This is a genomic window from Dyadobacter sp. LHD-138 (assembly GCF_030929615.1).
Taxonomy (GTDB): domain Bacteria; phylum Bacteroidota; class Bacteroidia; order Cytophagales; family Spirosomataceae; genus Dyadobacter.
This window is the reverse complement of record NZ_JAVFVU010000011.1, coordinates 70,132-89,000: the sequence shown is the minus strand read 5'-3', so window position 1 is coordinate 89,000 and position 18,869 is coordinate 70,132. Positions and strand designations below refer to the sequence as shown.

The 18,869-nt window shown below is 44.4% G+C and carries 16 protein-coding genes; 4 read left to right on the top strand and 12 right to left on the bottom strand.

The window, feature by feature from the left end; genetic code table 11:
• Positions 1–34 precede the first annotated feature (34 nt).
• Entirely contained in the window at positions 35–1,231 is a 1,197-nt protein-coding gene (locus RB622_RS10110; protein WP_308046429.1) for an anhydro-N-acetylmuramic acid kinase, read from the top strand.
• A gap of 90 nt (positions 1,232–1,321) precedes the next feature.
• Positions 1,322–2,521 (top strand): L-2-hydroxyglutarate oxidase, encoded by a 1,200-nt coding sequence (lhgO, locus tag RB622_RS10105; protein WP_308046428.1) that lies wholly within the window; start codon positions 1,322–1,324, stop codon positions 2,519–2,521.
• 146 nt (positions 2,522–2,667) lie between these two features.
• On the opposite strand, the gene RB622_RS10100 is transcribed toward lhgO, so the two are convergent.
• From RB622_RS10100 to RB622_RS10045, 12 genes are all read right to left on the bottom strand, one after another.
• Positions 2,668–4,119 (bottom strand): amino acid permease, encoded by a 1,452-nt coding sequence (locus RB622_RS10100; protein WP_308046427.1) that lies wholly within the window; start codon positions 4,117–4,119, stop codon positions 2,668–2,670.
• Positions 4,120–4,248: 129 nt separating this feature from the next.
• On the bottom strand, positions 4,249–7,230 hold the full coding sequence (gene secDF / locus RB622_RS10095) for a protein translocase subunit SecDF (RefSeq protein ID WP_308046426.1): 2,982 nt from the start codon (positions 7,228–7,230) through the stop codon (positions 4,249–4,251).
• 164 nt (positions 7,231–7,394) lie between these two features.
• The gene (locus RB622_RS10090) at positions 7,395–7,802 is read right to left on the bottom strand and encodes a hypothetical protein (RefSeq protein ID WP_308046425.1); all 408 of its coding nucleotides are present in this window, start codon (positions 7,800–7,802) and stop codon (positions 7,395–7,397) included.
• A gap of 108 nt (positions 7,803–7,910) precedes the next feature.
• Positions 7,911–9,029: a P1 family peptidase gene (locus RB622_RS10085; protein ID WP_308046424.1), complete on the bottom strand. Its 1,119-nt coding sequence runs from the start codon at positions 9,027–9,029 to the stop codon at positions 7,911–7,913.
• Positions 9,030–9,202: 173 nt separating this feature from the next.
• Positions 9,203–10,141 carry a DUF4249 domain-containing protein gene (locus RB622_RS10080; RefSeq protein WP_308046423.1) on the bottom strand — a complete coding sequence of 313 codons (939 nt, stop codon included), beginning with the start codon at positions 10,139–10,141 and terminating at the stop codon, positions 9,203–9,205.
• Between the two features lie 6 nt (positions 10,142–10,147).
• Complete coding sequence (locus RB622_RS10075; RefSeq protein ID WP_308046422.1) at positions 10,148–12,547, bottom strand: TonB-dependent receptor; 2,400 nt, start codon at positions 12,545–12,547, stop codon at positions 10,148–10,150.
• A 264-nt stretch (positions 12,548–12,811) separates the two neighbouring features.
• On the bottom strand, positions 12,812–13,312 hold the full coding sequence (gene folK / locus RB622_RS10070) for a 2-amino-4-hydroxy-6-hydroxymethyldihydropteridine diphosphokinase (protein WP_308046421.1): 501 nt from the start codon (positions 13,310–13,312) through the stop codon (positions 12,812–12,814).
• Between the two features lie 144 nt (positions 13,313–13,456).
• Positions 13,457–13,696 (bottom strand): 50S ribosomal protein L28, encoded by a 240-nt coding sequence (rpmB, locus tag RB622_RS10065; RefSeq protein WP_026632020.1) that lies wholly within the window; start codon positions 13,694–13,696, stop codon positions 13,457–13,459.
• An 89-nt stretch (positions 13,697–13,785) separates the two neighbouring features.
• A complete protein-coding gene (locus tag RB622_RS10060; RefSeq protein WP_308046420.1) occupies positions 13,786–14,472 on the bottom strand; it encodes a response regulator transcription factor in 687 nt (228 codons plus the stop codon).
• Between the two features lie 39 nt (positions 14,473–14,511).
• Entirely contained in the window at positions 14,512–15,756 is a 1,245-nt protein-coding gene (locus tag RB622_RS10055) for a HAMP domain-containing sensor histidine kinase (RefSeq protein ID WP_308046419.1), read from the bottom strand.
• 269 nt (positions 15,757–16,025) lie between these two features.
• Positions 16,026–16,889: an N-acetylglucosamine kinase gene (locus RB622_RS10050; RefSeq protein ID WP_308046418.1), complete on the bottom strand. Its 864-nt coding sequence runs from the start codon at positions 16,887–16,889 to the stop codon at positions 16,026–16,028.
• A 10-nt stretch (positions 16,890–16,899) separates the two neighbouring features.
• Positions 16,900–17,136 (bottom strand): cytochrome b5 domain-containing protein, encoded by a 237-nt coding sequence (locus RB622_RS10045; protein ID WP_254561585.1) that lies wholly within the window; start codon positions 17,134–17,136, stop codon positions 16,900–16,902.
• 139 nt (positions 17,137–17,275) lie between these two features.
• Here RB622_RS10045 and RB622_RS10040 point away from each other — a divergent pair, with 139 nt between their 5' ends.
• Both RB622_RS10040 and thiL read left to right on the top strand, forming a co-directional pair.
• A complete protein-coding gene (locus tag RB622_RS10040) occupies positions 17,276–17,725 on the top strand; it encodes a hypothetical protein (RefSeq protein WP_308046417.1) in 450 nt (149 codons plus the stop codon).
• 111 nt (positions 17,726–17,836) lie between these two features.
• Positions 17,837–18,859 carry a thiamine-phosphate kinase gene (gene thiL, locus RB622_RS10035; protein WP_308046416.1) on the top strand — a complete coding sequence of 341 codons (1,023 nt, stop codon included), beginning with the start codon at positions 17,837–17,839 and terminating at the stop codon, positions 18,857–18,859.
• Positions 18,860–18,869 lie beyond the last annotated feature (10 nt).

Below are 18,869 nucleotides of genomic sequence, written 5' to 3'. Positions count from 1 at the left end.
TTTTCTTTTGTTCCATATCCAATATTCCAAACACTTGAAAAATCACGTACTCCGTCTGGCTGAGCTCGCCAACAGGCCATCCAGGCGCATCATAGGACTGATGTCCGGCACATCGCTGGACGGACTCGATGTTGCTCTTTGTCATGTTCAGGGAAGCGGCCCGGAAACTGTTTTGACCGTTGAACATTTTGCGACAGTCCCTTTTACCGAAGATTTTCGGGACAATATCCGTGAGATCTTTGCAAAGAGACAAATTGACTTTCAGCATTTGTGTATCTTAAACCCACTGATCGGTATTGCGCATGGTAAAATGATTTTGGATTGTCTGAAGCAATGGAACATTCCGGCCGGAGAAATCGATCTGATCGCCAGCCATGGACAAACCGTTTTCCACGCCCCTAAAAAGCAGCACAACTTCTCTGACTTCCCTAATTCGACCCTGCAAATCGGAGATGGCGACCACATTGCCGTTACCACCAATATCATAACCATCAGTGATTTCCGGCAAAAACACATTGCTGCTGGCGGTGAAGGCGCTCCGCTGGCGGTTTATGGAGATTATTTTTTGTTTTCTAAAAAAGACGAAAACAGGATATTACTGAATATGGGAGGCATTGCCAACTTCACATTTCTTCCCGGTTCACTGGACCCTTCTGCCATTTTCACTACTGATACAGGGCCGGGAAATACGCTTATTGACGCATATACCCGACATTCCTTTGGGAAACCTTATGATGAAAACGGTGCCATCGCTGCCAGCGGACTGGTTAACGAAATCTTGCTGAACGCATTAAAAGCGCTTCCTTTTTTCGAAGCACCCTTCCCGAAAACCACAGGACCGGAAGTTTTCAATATCGATTTTGTCAATAAAGTAATCGCGGAGTATAACCTGCAAAATATCACGCCGCAAGACATTCTTGCCACCCTGACAAGGTTCAGTGCCGATACCATTGCAAGCGCCATGCTGCGGGTTATGAAGCCTGATGAAACGTACCAAATTTATGCGAGCGGCGGCGGGGCCCATAATCCTGTCCTGATGGCCTCAATCCGTGCGCAATTATCGAATTGCCAGGTCGGCCTTATTGACAAGCTTGGCGTATCAGGAGATGCCAAGGAAGCCGTGTTATTTGCAGTCCTGGCCAACGAAACTGTTGCCGGCGACGCTGTTGACTTCGGAGCCCGGGAAGGCGTGCCCAGCATCACCATGGGAAAAATTTCTTTTCCGGCATAAAAACGTTCAAATAAAAAGGATTGAAATCTCTTCAATGCAAGCATAATTGCGTTTCAACCCGTTTCTTTGTAAAAAAGAATCCAGTATCACATGTATGATATCATTGTTGTAGGCGGAGGCATTGTTGGCTTGGCCACCGCTCTTCGTATAAAAGAACAAAAACCTTCCCTAAAACTGCTGCTGCTTGAAAAAGAAAACGGCGTGGCAAAACATCAGACCGGGCATAACAGCGGCGTGATCCATTCCGGGCTTTATTACAAACCCGGCAGTCTTAAGGCCACCAATTGCATCCGGGGTTATGAAATGCTGCTCGATTTTTGCAAGCGGGAAGAAGTACCGTATGATCTTTGCGGAAAAATTGTGGTTGCCACCAAATCTGAGCAAATACCTTTATTAAAAAACCTGTACGACAGGGGCTTACAAAACGGTTTAACACAAAACCGGATGATCACGAAGGAAGAAATTCGTGAAAAAGAACCACATGTCAATGGTCTGGAAGGTATTTGGGTGCCTTATACCGGTATCATCGATTATAAAACAGTAAGTGAAAAATACGCAGAGAACCTTCAGAAACTAGACGGCGAGATCCGTTTCAGTGAGAAGGTGGTTAATATAAAAAGCCAGCAATCCCACAGCGAAGTCATAACGGCTTCGGGAAATGCTTACAGCACGCGTTTGGTTGTAAACTGTGCCGGGTTGTATTCTGATAAGGTGGCGCAGCTGACGCAGCCCGAAGAGGTTAAAGTAAGGATTATTCCTTTCCGCGGAGAGTATTACAAAATTCGCCCGGAAAAACATCATTTGGTAAAAAACCTTATCTATCCCGTTCCCGACCCTAATTTCCCTTTCCTGGGCGTGCATTTTACGCGCATGATCGAGGGAGGCGTTGAGGCAGGGCCGAATGCGGTTTTTGCATTTAAAAGAGAAGGTTATAAAAAAACAGATATTAATTTCCCTGAATTATTTGAAGCGCTGGCCTGGCCGGGATTCAGAAAGGTTGCCATGAAATACTGGCAGACGGGGATGGGGGAATATTACCGTTCTTTTTCCAAAGCTGCTTTCACAAAGGCTTTACAGGAACTGATTCCCGAAGTACAGAGCGAAGATTTGATACCGGGAGGAGCGGGTGTCCGTGCACAAGCCTGCGACTACGATGGCGGGTTACTGGATGATTTCTCCATCATCGAAAACAAAGGAGCCATTAACGTTTGCAATGCCCCTTCACCGGCAGCAACTTCTTCACTTTCCATAGGCCAAACGGTCTCTGAACGCGTGCTCGCAAGAATATAGAAGGTTGTCGGCCGTCAGCTGTCCGCAATCGACACTTAATTCTTATTCATAAAAAAGTCCTTACAATTCCAATTCGGATGTAAGGACTTTTTTTATTATTTCGGACTGTCCAGCCTAAAAGCTAAGTGCTAACAGCTAAAATGCTATTACTCATTCGCTATCTTGCTATTTTTCTTGCCATAGCCGAAATAAATGGCCAGACCAAGTCCAAGCCAGATCGCCAGACGGTACCAGCTTTCTATTGGCAGAGAGTACATCAGGTACAAACATACAACGATTCCCATAATGGGTACAAAAGGTACCAGCGGTGTGCGGAATGAACGCGGAAGTTCAGGACGTTTAATACGGAGCATCCAAACACCCACACAAACCAGACAGAATGCGAACAGCGTACCAATACTCACCATGTGCCCCAAGTCACTCACAGGCACAAATCCTGCAAACAAACTTACGAAAACCATGAAGAAAAGGTTGGTTTTCCATGGCGTACGGAATGTCGGGTGAACCGAACTAAAGAATTTAGGCAGCAAACCATCTTTGCTCATCGAGTAAAACACGCGGCTCTGCCCTAAAAGCATCACAAGCATTACAGAGGTATAGCCTGCAAGAATCGCAATGATCAAACCCGTCTGCAGGGTATCGTAACCTGTTTTCGCGAATGCGGTGGCAGCTGGTTTCGCATCATTGGCAAACTCCGTATATTTTACCAAACCCGTCATTACGTGTGCGAAAAGCACATAAAGTATCGTACAAACGACAAGTGAGCCAAGGATACCGATGGGCATACCTTTCTGCGGATTTTTGGCTTCCTGTGCTGCGGTAGAAACCGCGTCAAAACCGATAAATGCAAAGAATACAACCGCCGCACCGGTAGCAATACCAGACCAGCCAAAGTTTTCGTAGTTGCCTGTGTTGGCAGGAATATAAGGAACATAGTTCTGTGGATCGATATGGCTCCATCCCAGTGCGATAAATACAAGCACAACCGCCACTTTAACACATACCAGAATATTGTTCAAAAACGCTGAGCCCTGTGTACCTCTGATCAAAAACAATGACAACAGGCACACGATAAGAATCGCCGGCAAGTTGATGATACCATTGTCAATGATTGTTCCGTCACTTAATTTTACGACTTCAAAAGGAGAGCAAACCAATTGTGCAGGCAGGTGAATCCCAAATGAGCTTAAAAATTCAAGCAAATAACGTGACCAGCTGACGGATACTGTTGCGGCACCCAGAGCGTATTCCAAAACAAGGTCCCATCCGATGATCCAGGCAACAAATTCACCCATTGTAGCATAGGAATAGGTATAAGCGCTACCCGCAATAGGGATCATCGAGGCAAATTCAGCATAGCACAATCCCGCAAACCCACAACCCACAGCAGCCAAAATAAATGAAATGGTTACTGCAGGGCCGGCATGTTCCGCGGCTGCAATGCCTGTCAGGGAAAAAAGACCTGCGCCGATGATCGCTCCGATACCCAGGGCTACTAAACTGGTCGAACTAAGGGACCTCTTTAACTGATTTCCCTCCCCACTCGACTCGAGCATTAATTTCTCAATCGGCTTCTTTACCCAAAGTTGATTTGCCATATAGTATTTGTTATCGTAGTTATTTATATCAATATCTCATAAAACTAAAATAAAATTTGCTAAGTCCATCCTCGCTAAATAATAAAAGGGGGAAAGTAAAATACTTTCCCCCTTTTATTATTTAAACGTTTATGCTTTTGCTCCTTTTGTCTTAGCAGGCGCAGCCGCCGCCGTGTCAACCGTTGCAAGTGAGGCCTGCTTAATTTTTTCACGCTGTAAAAGGTCAACCACAATCGGTGCCGCTACGAACAGTGAAGAATAAGTACCTACAATTACACCAAGCAACATACAGAACGTAAAGCCACGGATTACTTCACCACCAAATATCATCAATACGATCAATACCAGCATTACGGAAATACCCGTTACCGCGGTACGGCTCAAAGTACTGTTCAAGGCATTATTAATAATGGTTGGAAGCGTTTCGTTTGTTGCTTTATCATCTTTCAGATACTCACGGATCCTGTCATAAATTACAACCGTGTCATTCATCGAGTAACCAATCATCGTCAAAATCGCTCCAATAAACGCCTGATCGATATCCAGTGAGAATGGCAGCCATCCGTTGAACAGCGAGAACACAGCCAAAAGGATGATCACGTCATGCGCAAGCGACACGACTGCACCATAACTGAACGCCAGACGTTTGAAACGTAAGAAAATGTAAACAAAGTTGGCGCCAAGTGCAAGAAGGATCGCATACAATGCATTGATCATGGTATCGTAAGCAATCGTTGGACCTACTTTATTGGAGCTTACAATTGCACCTTTGTTGTCTTTAACTTTTGAAATGCCTGCCATGATCTTCTGTTCCGCTTTCTGATCAGCATCAGGGGCGGTATCTTCAATCAGGTAGTCGGTCGTAATTTTCACCTGGTCAAATCCACCGAAAGTTTTCACTTCAGGTGAGCTACCCAGTTCATTGCTCATTATTTCACGTACTTCATCCGTTTCTACACTTTTTTCAAAACGAATTACATAAGAACGCCCTCCTTTGAAATCAATACCCAGACCAAATCCTTTGAAGATGAATGAACCAACGCCAATAGCCATGATCACAGAGGAAATAAGATAAAAACGACGGCGCTGCGATACAAAGTCAAAGGAGTTATCCTTGAACCAGTTTTTTGTCAGTCCAGAATAGAACTTATAAACTCTACCGTTTCTGATCTGGTATTCAAGGAACAATCTGGTAATGAAAATCGCCGTGAACAAAGAAGTGATCAAACCGATTACAAGTGTCGTTGCAAAACCAAGTACCAGACCTGAACCAAATGTGTACAGGATAATACCTGTTAAAAGTGTTGTAACGTTTGAGTCAATAATCGCCGTCATCGAATGTTTGAAACCTTCCGAAACCGCTTGCTTGAAAGGTTTTCCTTCGGCAATCTCAACTTTTATCCCCTCGTAAATCAGTACGTTCGCATCCACGGCCATACCAATCGTCAATACAATACCGGCAATACCTGAAAGTGTAAGTACAGCGCCAAGAGAAGCCATTATGCCTAAAAGAAGGAACAGGTTTAAAAGAAGGGTTAAGTCAGCAACAAAACCAGCACCGCTGTAATAAGCCACCATGAACACCAAAATCACAACCAAACCGATCAATGAAGACAATACACCGGCAGTAATCGCTTCTGAACCCAATGTAGAACCAACAATCGCTTCTTCAACAATGTGCGTAGGAGCAGGCAACTTACCCGCTTTCAGCACGTTTGACATATCTTTTGTTTCTTCAACGGTGAAGTTACCCGTGATGCTAGAGTTACCATTTGGAATTTCGCCCTGAACCGTAGGCGCCGTGTAAACAAGGTTATCGATAATAATCGCGATCGGGCGACCAATGCTGTTGGCAGTCAGTGTACGCCATTTACGCGCGCCTTCACCGTTCATACGCATCGTTACTTCCGGACGGCCACGGTCATCGTAGTCATGTGTTGCATCCACAATCACATCACCTTCCATAGCTGCCTGTCCGTTTTGTTTTTTGATGAAATACAAAGGAAGAATCAACTGGTTATTTTGACCGGCGGTTCCTTTGCGGTCCCACATGAAAACAAGATCAGCAGGGAACATCGCACGAACTTCCGGACGCTGGATGATTTCGTTGGCACGTGCCGTATCTTTAAGATAAACGCCCAATCCCTGTGGCATTGGAACAAAAAGGCTTGTCAAAGCAGCGCTTTGTGCAGCCAATGCAGAAGTATCAGATTTAGAAGAATCTCCTTTTTGTTCAAGCTTTGCAGCCAGACCGCTCAAACCTGAACTTTTTGTAGTATCTGTTGCAGCCGTGTCCTTGCTAACGGTTTTTGCACCTGACTTAAGTCTCGCATCTTCTTTTACCAAATAACCGCCCAACTGATCGATTGCCGGAGCCAATTCATTTGTCAAATAAACCTGTGCAAATTCAAGTTTCGCAGCACCTGAAAGCAGACGACGTACACGCTCCGGGTTATCCACCCCTGGAAGCTCAACCAAAACGCGGTTGGTACCTGGCAAACGCTGAATGTTCGGGTTGGTTACACCAAATTTATCAATACGAGCCTGTGTGATCTGAAATGCGCGGTCAATAGCACCGTCAATTTCAGTATTAAGCATTTTTACAACATCGCCGTCCGACGAAGTACTGTTGATTTTAGTACGGTTTGCACTTGTCGCAAAAACACTGGCCAAACTTGTATTTGGCGCAGCTTCTTTAAAAGCAGAAACAAAAATCTTTACGAATTTGCCGTTGTCTGCCTTCTTATCAGCTTCCGCGGCTTTAAGCGCCTTTTGGAAAGAAGCACTGCGAGCGTTTCCGCCAGCCATACCTTTCAGGATCTCAGCAGGAGAAACTTCCAGCACTACGTGCATACCGCCCTGAAGGTCAAGACCAAGGCTAAGCTCACGCTCCATAACTTCCTGCAAAGTTTGTCCCAGGTATACCTCCTCGCGCCATAGCGAATCGATGTAACGCTGTTTTTTCTTGTCATCTACTTTTCCAGATGCGTCCGTAGCATAGGTCACAGCTTTTCCTTTAATGCTGCGTGAAACGAACGTAAAAGAAAGGTAATAGGCACTAATAAGGACCAACGCAATGGTTAGCCCAATTATTCCATTCTTGTTAGTCATTGTTTTGTAAAAAATGTGAAATTTTCAAAAAAGATAAGGTCCGGGATGCGCAGTTCGGGACGCGTAGTCCGGTATACAAAATTTTCAGACACGAGAATATAAAAGTCTGCCGCACGGATAAAGCAGCATATCAACTTTCAATCTGCATGGTCAGCGGGGGATTGTCACGGGGCGTTGGTGACAATGTATCTGGCAAAAACTCTGCTGAAGCAGGAGAAAAGAAAATGAGACTCCTGAAAAGCGACTTCAACAATATGCTGTCTTTCAACAAATTGCCAGACTGGCTGCGGAGCAAAATAAAAATAATGGGAGAAATCAAACGAGATGGCCGGTGTAATAACCGCATCCAAGGAAAGCGCGCTTACCGTTGCCTGATTGTCGTCGGATGTGTCTGACGCTGCGTCCTGGGTTATACCCTTGCTGATCGTCTTGGCACCTTTTACGTATTTCTGAATCGTATCAGCATTATTTGACCACGACCGCGCTCCAGCTACCATCAAAAGCATGGCGGCTAGCAGTAAGCTGATTGTCTGGTTAATAACTTTACCTGTCTTCACGATTCGGGTTTTCATTTAAACCGCAAATTTTAAACCAAAATATTACAATCGCAAGTCCTTTGCCGTAATTATCTGAATTATCATTTTGGTAAACGGTAAATAATGAGAAGGATAAGTAAGCATTTACTTCAATCTGCCATATTTTCGCATGATTTGAAGCACTTTTTCCTTTGGCAATTCTTCCACAGTGCACCCTTGGGTACCTTCCGAAGTTTTAGCCATGAACAATGAATTTATAATGGCTTCATTCGTCGCCTCGATCGTCGCCATGAAAAGGGGAGAAACATAGTCGTTGTGCAAAAGCGTGACACTGGAGGTTCCCTGTGTCGTTTCGTGCGGTATCTGGTAGGCCGTTGAAAAAGCGATGACATAATCTCCACTGCCATTGGAAGCAATCCCCCCGGTTTCCGCCATGCCCATGATGGCACGTTTTGCCAGACGTTTCAGATTTCTTGCATCCAGCGGCGCATCGGTGGCGATAATCATCATGCACGATCCATCCGATGATTTATCGAGTGATTCCTTAAATGCGTATTTTCCCAGTTCTTCGCCAACGGGTACGCCGTTTACCTTTAAAATACCGCCAAAATTTGTCTGCGCTAATGCGCCGACGGTATACCCACCCAGTTTTTCGGGAAGTTTTCTCGAAGCTGTTCCAATACCCCCTTTGAAATTAAAACAAACTGTACCGGTTCCTGCACCCACATTTCCTTCCTCCACCGCACCCGTTTTCGCCTGGGTCAAAGCCTGCAACACATGCTCCTTTTTTACATGCCTGCCACGGATATCGTTCAGATAACCATCATTCGTTTCTCCCACAACCGGATTGACCGGACGAACGTTTTCGTTTCCCTTTTGATTAATCGTCCAATCGATCAACGCATCGGCAACCGTAGGGACACTCAAGGTATTGGTTAAAACAATGGGCGTTTCCAGCGTTCCCAATTCCTCCACTTGAGAATAACCAGCCAGTTTACCGAAACCATTTCCGATATAAATCGCTGCCGACACTTTCTGCTGAAAAAGATTGCCGTCCCGGGGAAGAATAGCCGTAACACCCGTCCGAATATCTTTGCCTTCTACCAGTGTTACCTGCCCTACCTTGACACCACGCACATCGGTTATGGCATTGAACTGGCCGGTTGGCATCACACCAATTTTGATTCCAAGTTCTCGCGGGCGTTTTTGTGCATGAACCTGTATGGTACAAGATAACAAAATAAGAAGGAGTGAATTTTTCATAAGATTAAATTTCAGGAAATTCCAAGATACAAAAAGAATAGAAAATCCCTTCTATTATCTCCAAAAGCCACATTACAAATAAAAACCGCCAGGACAATACGCCTGACGGTTTTAAAAAGAAGGTTTACGAATACCATTTTATGTTTCCATAATACGCTGGTCCGGCCGGCCTGTCAATCTTCCGGTCTTGCTTTCTTAGGATCAATAACCGTTTCCATCTTACTTACTGCCGATGCTCCAAAATACCCCAGCGCTTTTCTTCCTTTCGGGTCTGCGTTGGTTACGTTGGACTTAATGTTTGCGATAGGCGTAGCAAAAATCCCGCCGTTCCCACTCTGTTCAACAACCTGCTGCAAAAAGTAGAAGGCTTCATTGGTGATACTGTGCAACTCCACGCCTACACGATTACCCGCCTGATACAATGAATCATAGGTAATGGACCGTCTCAGCGGCTGAATAAATATCAAACCATCCGAAGGAGCTCCTGCGCCAAAAGCCGCGTCATAGGCAATGGAAATTTTTTCTGCCTTATCCACATTGGTTTTTCCGTTGATCACCTCTTTAATCCAGTAGGTATCACCCGTGCCGACAAAATCCCTCGCATAAAACTCAACGACGAATCCTTTTTGTTGTCCTTTATCTTTGTCCGGTTTAATGGGAAGTGTTTCGTGCGTATACACAACTGAATCGACTTTCGGTACGCGTTTGATCTCGGTTTTAGCCGAGTACACTTCCTGCTCGTGTTCTACTTGGAGGGTATATTTTCCACCAATGCGTCCCAAAGTATCGGTCGCCAGTTTCCCCCAGGTATATTTCCCGGTCCCCTCGCTGTCTGTAAAAGTGTATACTTTGCCAAGATTGTCAGTAACACGCACTTTTGCACCCAAAACAGGCTTGATCGGATTGGTATCAAAATAAGCGGAAGACCAGGTCAGTGTGACGGTTTGCGTTCCGGGCTGGTTGGTTATCCACCCGTCCACCACCAGTTGTGGTGGTCCGGTTTCTGTTTTCAGGTCAATAACATCTTCACAGCCCGACAATCCGATGATTACAAGCAATACGAATGACAATGAAAAAAAACGTGTTAAAGTATTTATATTTTGCTTTTTCATGGCTGATTAAAACTTAAAATTATAAGTAACAGACGGAATCAGACTGCCAATAACCGAGTAACGCACCGCTTCTGTTCTCAGCAGATTCTGCGCTTTATCGCTTGCACTTGGCTTATCCTCGTTCTGGCGTGTGTACACCGAGAATGCATTCCGGCGGTTATAAACATTGTAAATCGAGAATACCCATTCCCCTTCACCGATACCAAAAAGCTTTTTACGGGATTTAAGTGTTGCTGCAAGATCCAGCCGGTGGTATGCCGGGATACGGTTATTGTTCCGGGCATTGTTATAATTGTTCCCCAGAGAAAATCCGCCCCATCCGTACCCGTTTGTTGGAAAAGTAGCCGGTGTACCCGACGCGATTGTAAAGTTGGATGACAACGTCAGTCTTTTGTTCAACTCAAAAATAGCCACCGAGGTAAAGTTATGAGGCTTATCGAAACGGGCTGGGAACCAATCGTCGTTGTTGATACTCATTACCTGTCTTTCTGTTCTGGACAACGTGTAACTTACCCAACCCGTTAAACGGCCTTTGTTTTTCTTAAGGTAAAACTCGGCACCGTAAGCCCTACCTTTTCCGGTCAGCAAATCCCCTTCAACAAATGAATTCAGCAGCAGATCAGAACCTGTTACGTAGTCGATCTGGTTGTGCAGCTTTTTGTAATAAACCTCCACCGAAGCCTCATACATGTTGTCCTTGAAATTCTGGAACCAACCCAGCGCAACCTGATCCGCCAGCTCCGGTTTGATGTTGGAAGAACTCAGCGTCCAAACATCCAAAGGCGAACTCGCGGCCGTATTGGAAAGCAAATGCAGGTATTGCGACATCCGGTTGTAACTTACTTTCAAAGAAGTCCTCGAGTTCAGCCCAATATTGACTGCAAAACGCGGCTCCCAGTTTCCGTAGGTTTTGATCACATCGCCACTTTTATATTCTTTCCCTGGCAAAATAGGTTGTTTTCTGACACCGGCTGTCGTATCTCCGTAGGCATATTCAATACCAGGGCCAAGGCTGCGGTAATACGAATAACGGATACCGTATTGTAAAGAAATCTTGTCCGTTAACTTTTGCTCGTTGGCAATGTACAACGCTGATTCATCCGCGCGGCGTGTAGGCAGGTCAAGATTAAGCCCTTCGCCTTCCGACACGGCCGTAGCTTTGCCCGGGCGTGAATCATAATTGATATACTGCCCGCCAAAAGTAAGCTGGTTGTTTGGCGTGATGTAATAGGTAAAATCAGGTTTTATACTCTTACTGATAATCTTCGAATTCCATACAAACCGGTCTTTTGCATTTTTATCATTTTCGTTCTGTCCCAGGTTGTAATCGTAGTTACTGTAATAGGCAGTCAGGTTCATGAACAGTTTGTTGGAAAAAATGTGGTTCCAGCGCGCCGTTGCCGTTGCATTTCCCCACCCAAAACCAAAATCACCGCCACCGAAAACATCTTTACCGAAATAACCCGAGGCGTAAAACGTATCCTTATTACCCAAACGATAATTGACTTTCGCCGTCAGGTCGTAAAAATTAAATTTCGAATCTTTTAAATCTTTATTCAGGAAAGGTTTTGCAAGCACATCAATGTAAGAACGACGACCTGCCACAATAAATGATCCCTTTCCTTTTGCAAAAGGCTGCTCGTAGGTAAGACGGGAGAAAATGGAACCGATACCGCCGTTTATTTCACGTTTCTTGGCGTTTCCTTCCTTCATACGTACATCAAGAATGGAAGAAATCCGACCGCCGTACTGGGCAGGAATACCACCTTTAATCAGCTTGACGTCCTTCACCGCATCCGGATTAAAAACAGAGAAGAAACCAAATAAGTGAGAGGAGTTATAAACCGGCGCTTCATCCAGCAAAACCAGGTTTTGGGAAATATCCCCACCACGCACGTTGAAACCCGAAGCGCCTTCACCCACCGTGGTCACGCCAGGCAATAGCTGAATACTTCGGATCAAATCAACTTCACCCAAGAGTGCCGGCATCTTTTTGATCGTTTTCATTTCCACCTTATTGACCGACATTTCAATACTGCGGACGTTTTCATCTTCCTTTCGCGTCGAAATCGTTACCTCATTAAGGTTCTGGCTTTCGTCGGACATTTCGATATCAATCCGCTGATCTGAATTCAGCGTTAATGGTTTTTCAACCCTTTGATAACCCATATAGGTATAAACCAAAGTATAAGTACCGGCGGGCAGTGTCAGCGAAAAGAACCCGTAAGGATTAGTCGCCACGCCCGTTTCCGCTTCCCGGACATATACCGAAACACCGATCAAACCTTCACCATTAGAATGATCCTTCACATAACCGCTCACCGTGTGTTTGCTCTGCGCCGATGCCGACAAACTAAATAACACCAGCAAAAGCCCGAACCATTTTTTGTGTATTTTATTTTTCATGCTAATAATTTGGTAAATGATAAAAGGCAGGAAGCGCAAGTTTACAACCGGTATATAAAATTGAACTTTTCCTATTCCCATGACAACCGTCCCGGTGTTTACCCCCATATATCACTGAAGATAAAATTTAAGCGGGACTTAATTACACCACAAAACAAGTGATAATGAGATTAGTTTTAAACAAAAAAATGATAAACTAACGAAAATAGAGAGTGAATGGGCAAATATGTTATTTGTCCAGAAAAAGCAGAAGTAGTATTTTTTTTATGAAATTTTTTCAACGTCACCAGGATCGGGACATGCATCAAGAAGTTGCTTTGTCGTTTTCGACAGTAGGGGATGTATGAAATCGGGCGCAATTTCATGAAGGGGAGCGAGTACAAATCTCCGCTCGTGCAGGCGTGGATGCGGCACAGTCAGCCGGGCACTATCCAGAACCAGATTGCCGTAATACAGCATATCAATATCAATCACCCGCGCGCCCCATCTTTCGTAGCGGACACGGCCGAGCTCATGTTCAATGTCAAGGATTATGCGTAGTACTTCCTCAGGCATCAATTCCGTTGAAACCGACAATGCCTGATTCAAAAAAACAGGCTGGTCCAAAACACCCCAGGGAGCCGTTTCATAGACCGAAGAAGCCGACTGAATAAAACCGACCCGGGCTTCAATCATCGCTACGGCAGACCGCAGAATTTGCAGCCGCTCGCCAAGATTGGACCCTAAAAGAAGAAATACGTTTTGATTTTCGAAAAGGTTATCCATGCGAATTCTGACAAACAAGTTACCGGATTTGTAATTTCTTTACCTGATCGAATGAAATGCAGCCATTCCTGAAATCTGAAGAATCGACGAAAAAAAGGACTCCCCGAATAAGAGAAGTCCCTTTCCAATAAATTCGCAAATTTCTTAGAACGTAAGCGTTCCTTTATCGTAAGCCTTTTGGATTGTAGCCTCAATACCGTTCTTGTTGATTGTACGAAGAGCGGAAGTAGCTACTTTCAACGTAACCCATTCTCCCGTTGAAGGAAGGAAGAAACGCTTCTTTTGTAAATTCGGGAAGAATTTACGTTTTGTTTTATTGTTAGCGTGAGAAACATTATTTCCAACGCGTGTTCTTTTACCAGTAATTTGACAAACCTTAGCCATGACGATCAATTTTTCCAAATGAGGGTGCAAATATAGGAACTTATTATTTTAGTGCAAATAAAAATGAAAGATATTTGAAAAAGAATATGTTAGTACGTCATCCGGAAACCAACACCGTGCACATTATCAATGCGGATTACAGGGTCTGCGGACAGATATTTCCTCAATCTGGAAATAAAAACGTCTAAACTTCTGCCCATAAAATAATCGTCGTCACCCCAGATCGCTTTCAGCAATTCATCGCGTCGGATGACCTGATCCGGGCGTTCGGCAAGATATTTTAACACCTCGGCCTCCCGGAATGTGAGGCTCTGCAAACTGCCGTTGATCGATAACGTGAGCTTTTGAAAATCAAAACTGTAATGTCCGATTTCGTTTAATTTCGGCTGGGCAGAAATCGGCTTTTTAGAATTATTTCTTCTTAAAATAACTTCAATCCGAAGCATAAGCTCCTGAATGCTGAATGGTTTGGTGACATAATCTTCGGCGCCCAGTTCAAGACCCTTGATCTTATCTTCCTGCATCGCTCTCGCCGTCAGAAACAAAATAGGGACCTGCTTGTCCGACTTGCGGATATTTTCGGCCAGCGTAAATCCGTCCATTTTCGGGAGCATGACATCCAGCACACAAATATCGAAATGCTCCTTATTGATAAAATCAAGCGCCTCAACGCCGTCTTCGGCATGGACCACATCATAGTCATAAGTTTCCAGGTTATCTTTGGTCGCAAAGGCCAGGTTCGGGTCATCCTCGACGTATAAAATTTTCTTTTTCAACTTTTATCCGTGTTTTAGTAATAGGTAAGGTCTGCTTGATTATTTCTGCGGAATGGAGATCTTGAAAATACTTCCCCGGCCTAATACGCTGTCGAGTTCGAGGTGCCAGTGATGCGAACGGACAATCTGTTTGACATAACTAAGCCCGATTCCGGAGCCTTTCACGTTGTGCACATCACCGTAAGGAATCCGAAAAAACTTGTTAAAAACCTTCTTCTGATATTCCGGCGCAATACCCAAACCCTTGTCTTCGACACAAATAACAAGGCTGTTTCGCTTGTTAAAAGTCCTGACGAGCACTTCCGGCTTATCCGGAGAATATTTTATCGCATTATCGATCAGATTGGTGATCATGTTTCTTAAATGAAAAGGATCGGCGTCAATGCACGGCTGTGTCGCTTCAAACCGCAGATTAACCTTGCTCTCAAACGGCACCAAAAGCGATTCGATCAGCTGATGCACATCAATACTTTCCTTTTTTAAGGTCAAAGCATTTTGCTCGGCCTTAGCCATGGAAAGTACCATTTCCACCTGCGTCTGCAATCTTAAAATTTCCTCCTGGACAATATGCACGTATCGTTTATGACGCTCGGGCTGGGTGACAATGATATCAGAATTGAGCACATCTGCCGCAATACGGATGGTCGAAATCGGCGTTTGGAGTTCGTGTGTCATGTTATTGACAAAATTTCGCTGTACTTCTGACAAATGTTTCTGTTTTAAAATCACAAACAAAGCATAGGCAAAGAAGCCGACTGCCAAAAGCACCAGCATGGAGGACAATATCCAGCCTTTTAAATTGCCTACGATGTAAGCCGACTGCTGGGGAAACCGGACACCGAAATAGTAAGGATATTTATCCGTTTTAACCCAGTTATTCGTTTTTGCCTTTGCTTTATCGTTGGTTTTTGTGCTGAGCGACATCGCATAACGCATTTTGTTTGTCGTACAGTCATAAATACCAATTTCAAAATCCGTGATCAGATTATGTTTCTGAAAACTGTTTTTGATAAAATGTTCGAGCAAATCGGGTTGCGTGGTGGCGTTGGTGTTAACAAGAAAATACTCCGGAGAAAGCTGCTCCACTGGATTGGAAGTCTGCATAACCCCGTTGACCGACGCAAGCTCCTGCGCCACGTCCTGCAAAGCCACGTGAGCATTCTGATTAAATTGCCTGTGACGCAGATCAAGCGCTTGTTTTACCCAATAGATCTGGGTAATCACCACGCCAATAATCAGCAGCGCAGAAAAAAGTGTAAGCCAGCGAATGGAACGTCTCGGCATTGAAAAAAATATTTCTAAATAAAGTTAAGGAGCTGTTGGCAATTAGCTATATGCGATTAGCTCAGTAACAGAATGATTAATAGTTTATTATAAAAATCAATAATATAAACTAATTTTTCACTACTGCTTACCCTTAATAACGTAGGTTCCGCGACAAAAGTTATAGACCCGTTTCAGGGGGCTACCAACGAAATGCCTCGACAGCACAAAGACATTCGGATGTTTCGGTGCTTTTGTTCCAATAGGAACATTTCGTTGGTAGCAATGATTTACAGATCCCTTTGTAAATGGTAATCAAAAAGCGTTTCCATCGGCGATTTTAAAATCCGGCCGGCGATCAGCCCTTTCTCGGCCAGCACCGATTTTAAAATTTCCTGATAATAAAAAGCGATCGAACCGGTAAAATGAACCGGATATTTATCCACATCCTGATGTTTCAGAATATATTTTTCCGTAAAAAGCGTAAAGGCGTCACCCACCAGCTTATGGATAAAAGGATGGGTTATGTTTTTCGAAATAAAATGTGAAAAGGTTGCGAAATAACGGTTTGGGAAAGGTTGTCGGTATACTTTTTCCAAAACTGCCAGCCGGTTTGTTCCCGGATATTTTTCTTCAAATTGCTTATGCAGATCTTCAGGCAGCTCATTTTGCAAAAAATGAACGAGCAATGTTTTTCCCAAATAAGAACCGCTTCCTTCGTCCCCCAGCCAAAAACCCAGCGAGCCTATGGAATGAACGATATGCGTGCCATCGAAAAATGCGTTATTGGCACCCGTCCCCAAAATACAGGTAATACCCGGCTGGTGTCCACACAATCCTCTTGCCGCAGCCAGCATATCCGAAGCCACTTCAATAATTTCGGCAGATGGCAGGGCATCCACCAAAGCGTCATAAATCGGGCGGCTGGTAGCCTTATCCGCACAACCGGCCCCATAAAAAAAGACCTCGTCTACCGGAGTCGTTACATAAGGCAGAACCTCTTTTTCCAGAATAACGGTAATCTCTTCTTTCTTTTGGTAAAAAGGATTCAGCCCGCCGGAGTGAAAACGGAACGGCGATTTTCCCGGTCTCGCAACAATCCAGTCCGTCTTGGTAGAACCGCTGTCCGCAATTAAGTAAGTATTTTGTTTCAAACGATGATCATTAAAAAGGTTCTGATAATTTACCAATTACTTTAAAACGCTCGAAAACGCGCTCCGTATGCGGCGCATCGCCAAGCTCTTTGGTGAGGTCCTGGCCGGCCCAATGTTCGTAATGATGCCCGTTTCGCCATAATCTGGATGCAGTGACATCATAAATAAGTCCCTGGTAGGCACACCATATCTCTTCGCGATCCTGGCCATTTCGTAACGCAAGCTGGGACTTTGTATATTCCTTCATGCACTTAATTTTATTCCCTGCGCTGACGCGTTTGATAATTCTGGCCGGAATTTAAGACGATCATTCCAGAATATTTTGATAATAAGACTAAAAAATCTGAACTTGGCGTTTAATTAGAAAACCATTCTTGAAAAATCAGATGAAAATAAAGTATACTTTGCTTTGGAGCATGATGCTGGCGCTCACCCTTGTAGCAGCAGGTTGTAAAAAAGATAAGACAAAACCTGTTTCAGAGCGTATAGCGAAGACATGGACGGCAGAAACTGTAAAACATGGGACTGCAGTTGTTTATACAAGAGGAGGGGCAAGCAATGTTGAGGCGAGATATTCCAATTTCAAGCTGGCTTTATCAAGCGATGGCACGGCGACTTACACAGAATTTGATAAAAATACTTTTATTGGAAAATGGGCACTGGAAGGCGAAACAACCCTGGTGCTTTCCGGTCTGGCACCTGCGCCAAGCGGGACGAACGGTACAATCAAGTTTACCATTACTTCACTGGACGACAGCAAAGTAGTGCTGACGCGGGTAGATGCCAGTGCAAAAACAGGCAATACCATCAATCAATATAGCCTTTCCAATCCGTGAAAAATCTGCGGTTACAGACCGTTATGAACTTTTAAGGACAAAAATTTATTCCAATAGACGAAGCCATTTCCTGCGAGAGATGGCTTCGTCTATTTTAGCTAACTTTGCAACATGGCAGAATCAAGAACAGAAATCAGCAATTTAGGCGAATTCGGTCTTATTAAAAGACTTAACGAAGGACTAAAAAATAATTTACCGGAAAGTATCAAAGGCATCGGCGACGACTCAGCCGTTATAGATCTGGGAACCGAATTCGGGTTGTTATCCACAGATATTCTTTTGGAAGGTGTCCATTTTGACCTTTCGTTTTTCCCCTTAAAACATTTAGGTTACAAAGCAATCGCCATCAACGTATCGGACATTGCGGCTATGAATGGCATTCCGCGCCAGGTTACGATTGGTTTGGCACTGAGCAACCGCTTTTCCGTGGAAGCCGTGGAAGAACTTTATGAAGGCATGAAAGCAGCCTGTAAAGATTTCAACGTGGATCTTGTGGGTGGTGATACGTCTTCTTCCTTGTCGGGATTATTTATTTCTGTAAGCGTTTTCGGACGTGTCGCAAAAGACAGGATTACGTACAGAAATACGGCAAAAGCCAGTGATCTTTTATGCGTCAGCGGAGATTTGGGCGGCGCTTATATCGGTTTGCAGTTACTGGTTAGAGAAAAACAGGTTTTCCTGGCAGACCCGAACATGCAGCCTCAGCTTGATGGGAAAGAATATGTTATCCAAAGACAGTTACGTCCGGAAGCACGTATGGATGTAGTTTATGAGCTTGCGGGCGCAGGCTGCATTCCAACATCCATGATTGATCTTTCCGATGGATTAGCTTCTGATCTGTTACATCTTTGTTCACAATCCGGCGTTGGCGCGCTGGTATTCGAAGACAAGCTACCAATCGACGAACAGACCTATATGGGCGCTGTGGAGCTGAATATCGGACCAATAACGGCGGCTTTGAATGGCGGTGAAGATTATGAATTGTTATTCACAATTCCGCAAAGTGATTATGATAAAATTAAAAACAATCCAAAAATCAGTGTGATCGGATATATGACCGATAAAAAAGACGAAGTTTTACTCCATACAAAAGGAGACAACCGCGTTCCGATCACGGCACAGGGCTGGAATTGATTTGGAGCAA

Excerpts from the sequence above, each read along its gene's own strand:
- lhgO (WP_308046428.1), top strand. The coding sequence starts at position 1,322 with ATGTATGATATCATTGTTGTAGGCGGAGGCATTGTTGGCTTGGCCACC.
- RB622_RS10100 (WP_308046427.1), bottom strand. The coding sequence starts at position 4,119 with ATGGCAAATCAACTTTGGGTAAAGAAGCCGATTGAGAAATTAATGCTC.
- secDF (WP_308046426.1), bottom strand. The coding sequence starts at position 7,230 with ATGACTAACAAGAATGGAATAATTGGGCTAACCATTGCGTTGGTCCTT.
- RB622_RS10090 (WP_308046425.1), bottom strand. The coding sequence starts at position 7,802 with ATGAAAACCCGAATCGTGAAGACAGGTAAAGTTATTAACCAGACAATC.
- RB622_RS10085 (WP_308046424.1), bottom strand. The coding sequence starts at position 9,029 with ATGAAAAATTCACTCCTTCTTATTTTGTTATCTTGTACCATACAGGTT.
- RB622_RS10080 (WP_308046423.1), bottom strand. The coding sequence starts at position 10,141 with ATGAAAAAGCAAAATATAAATACTTTAACACGTTTTTTTTCATTGTCA.
- RB622_RS10075 (WP_308046422.1), bottom strand. The coding sequence starts at position 12,547 with ATGAAAAATAAAATACACAAAAAATGGTTCGGGCTTTTGCTGGTGTTA.
- folK (WP_308046421.1), bottom strand. The coding sequence starts at position 13,312 with ATGGATAACCTTTTCGAAAATCAAAACGTATTTCTTCTTTTAGGGTCC.
- rpmB (WP_026632020.1), bottom strand. The coding sequence starts at position 13,696 with ATGGCTAAGGTTTGTCAAATTACTGGTAAAAGAACACGCGTTGGAAAT.
- RB622_RS10055 (WP_308046419.1), bottom strand. The coding sequence starts at position 15,756 with ATGCCGAGACGTTCCATTCGCTGGCTTACACTTTTTTCTGCGCTGCTG.
- RB622_RS10045 (WP_254561585.1), bottom strand. The coding sequence starts at position 17,136 with ATGAAGGAATATACAAAGTCCCAGCTTGCGTTACGAAATGGCCAGGAT.
- RB622_RS10040 (WP_308046417.1), top strand. The coding sequence starts at position 17,276 with ATGAAAATAAAGTATACTTTGCTTTGGAGCATGATGCTGGCGCTCACC.
- thiL (WP_308046416.1), top strand. The coding sequence starts at position 17,837 with ATGGCAGAATCAAGAACAGAAATCAGCAATTTAGGCGAATTCGGTCTT.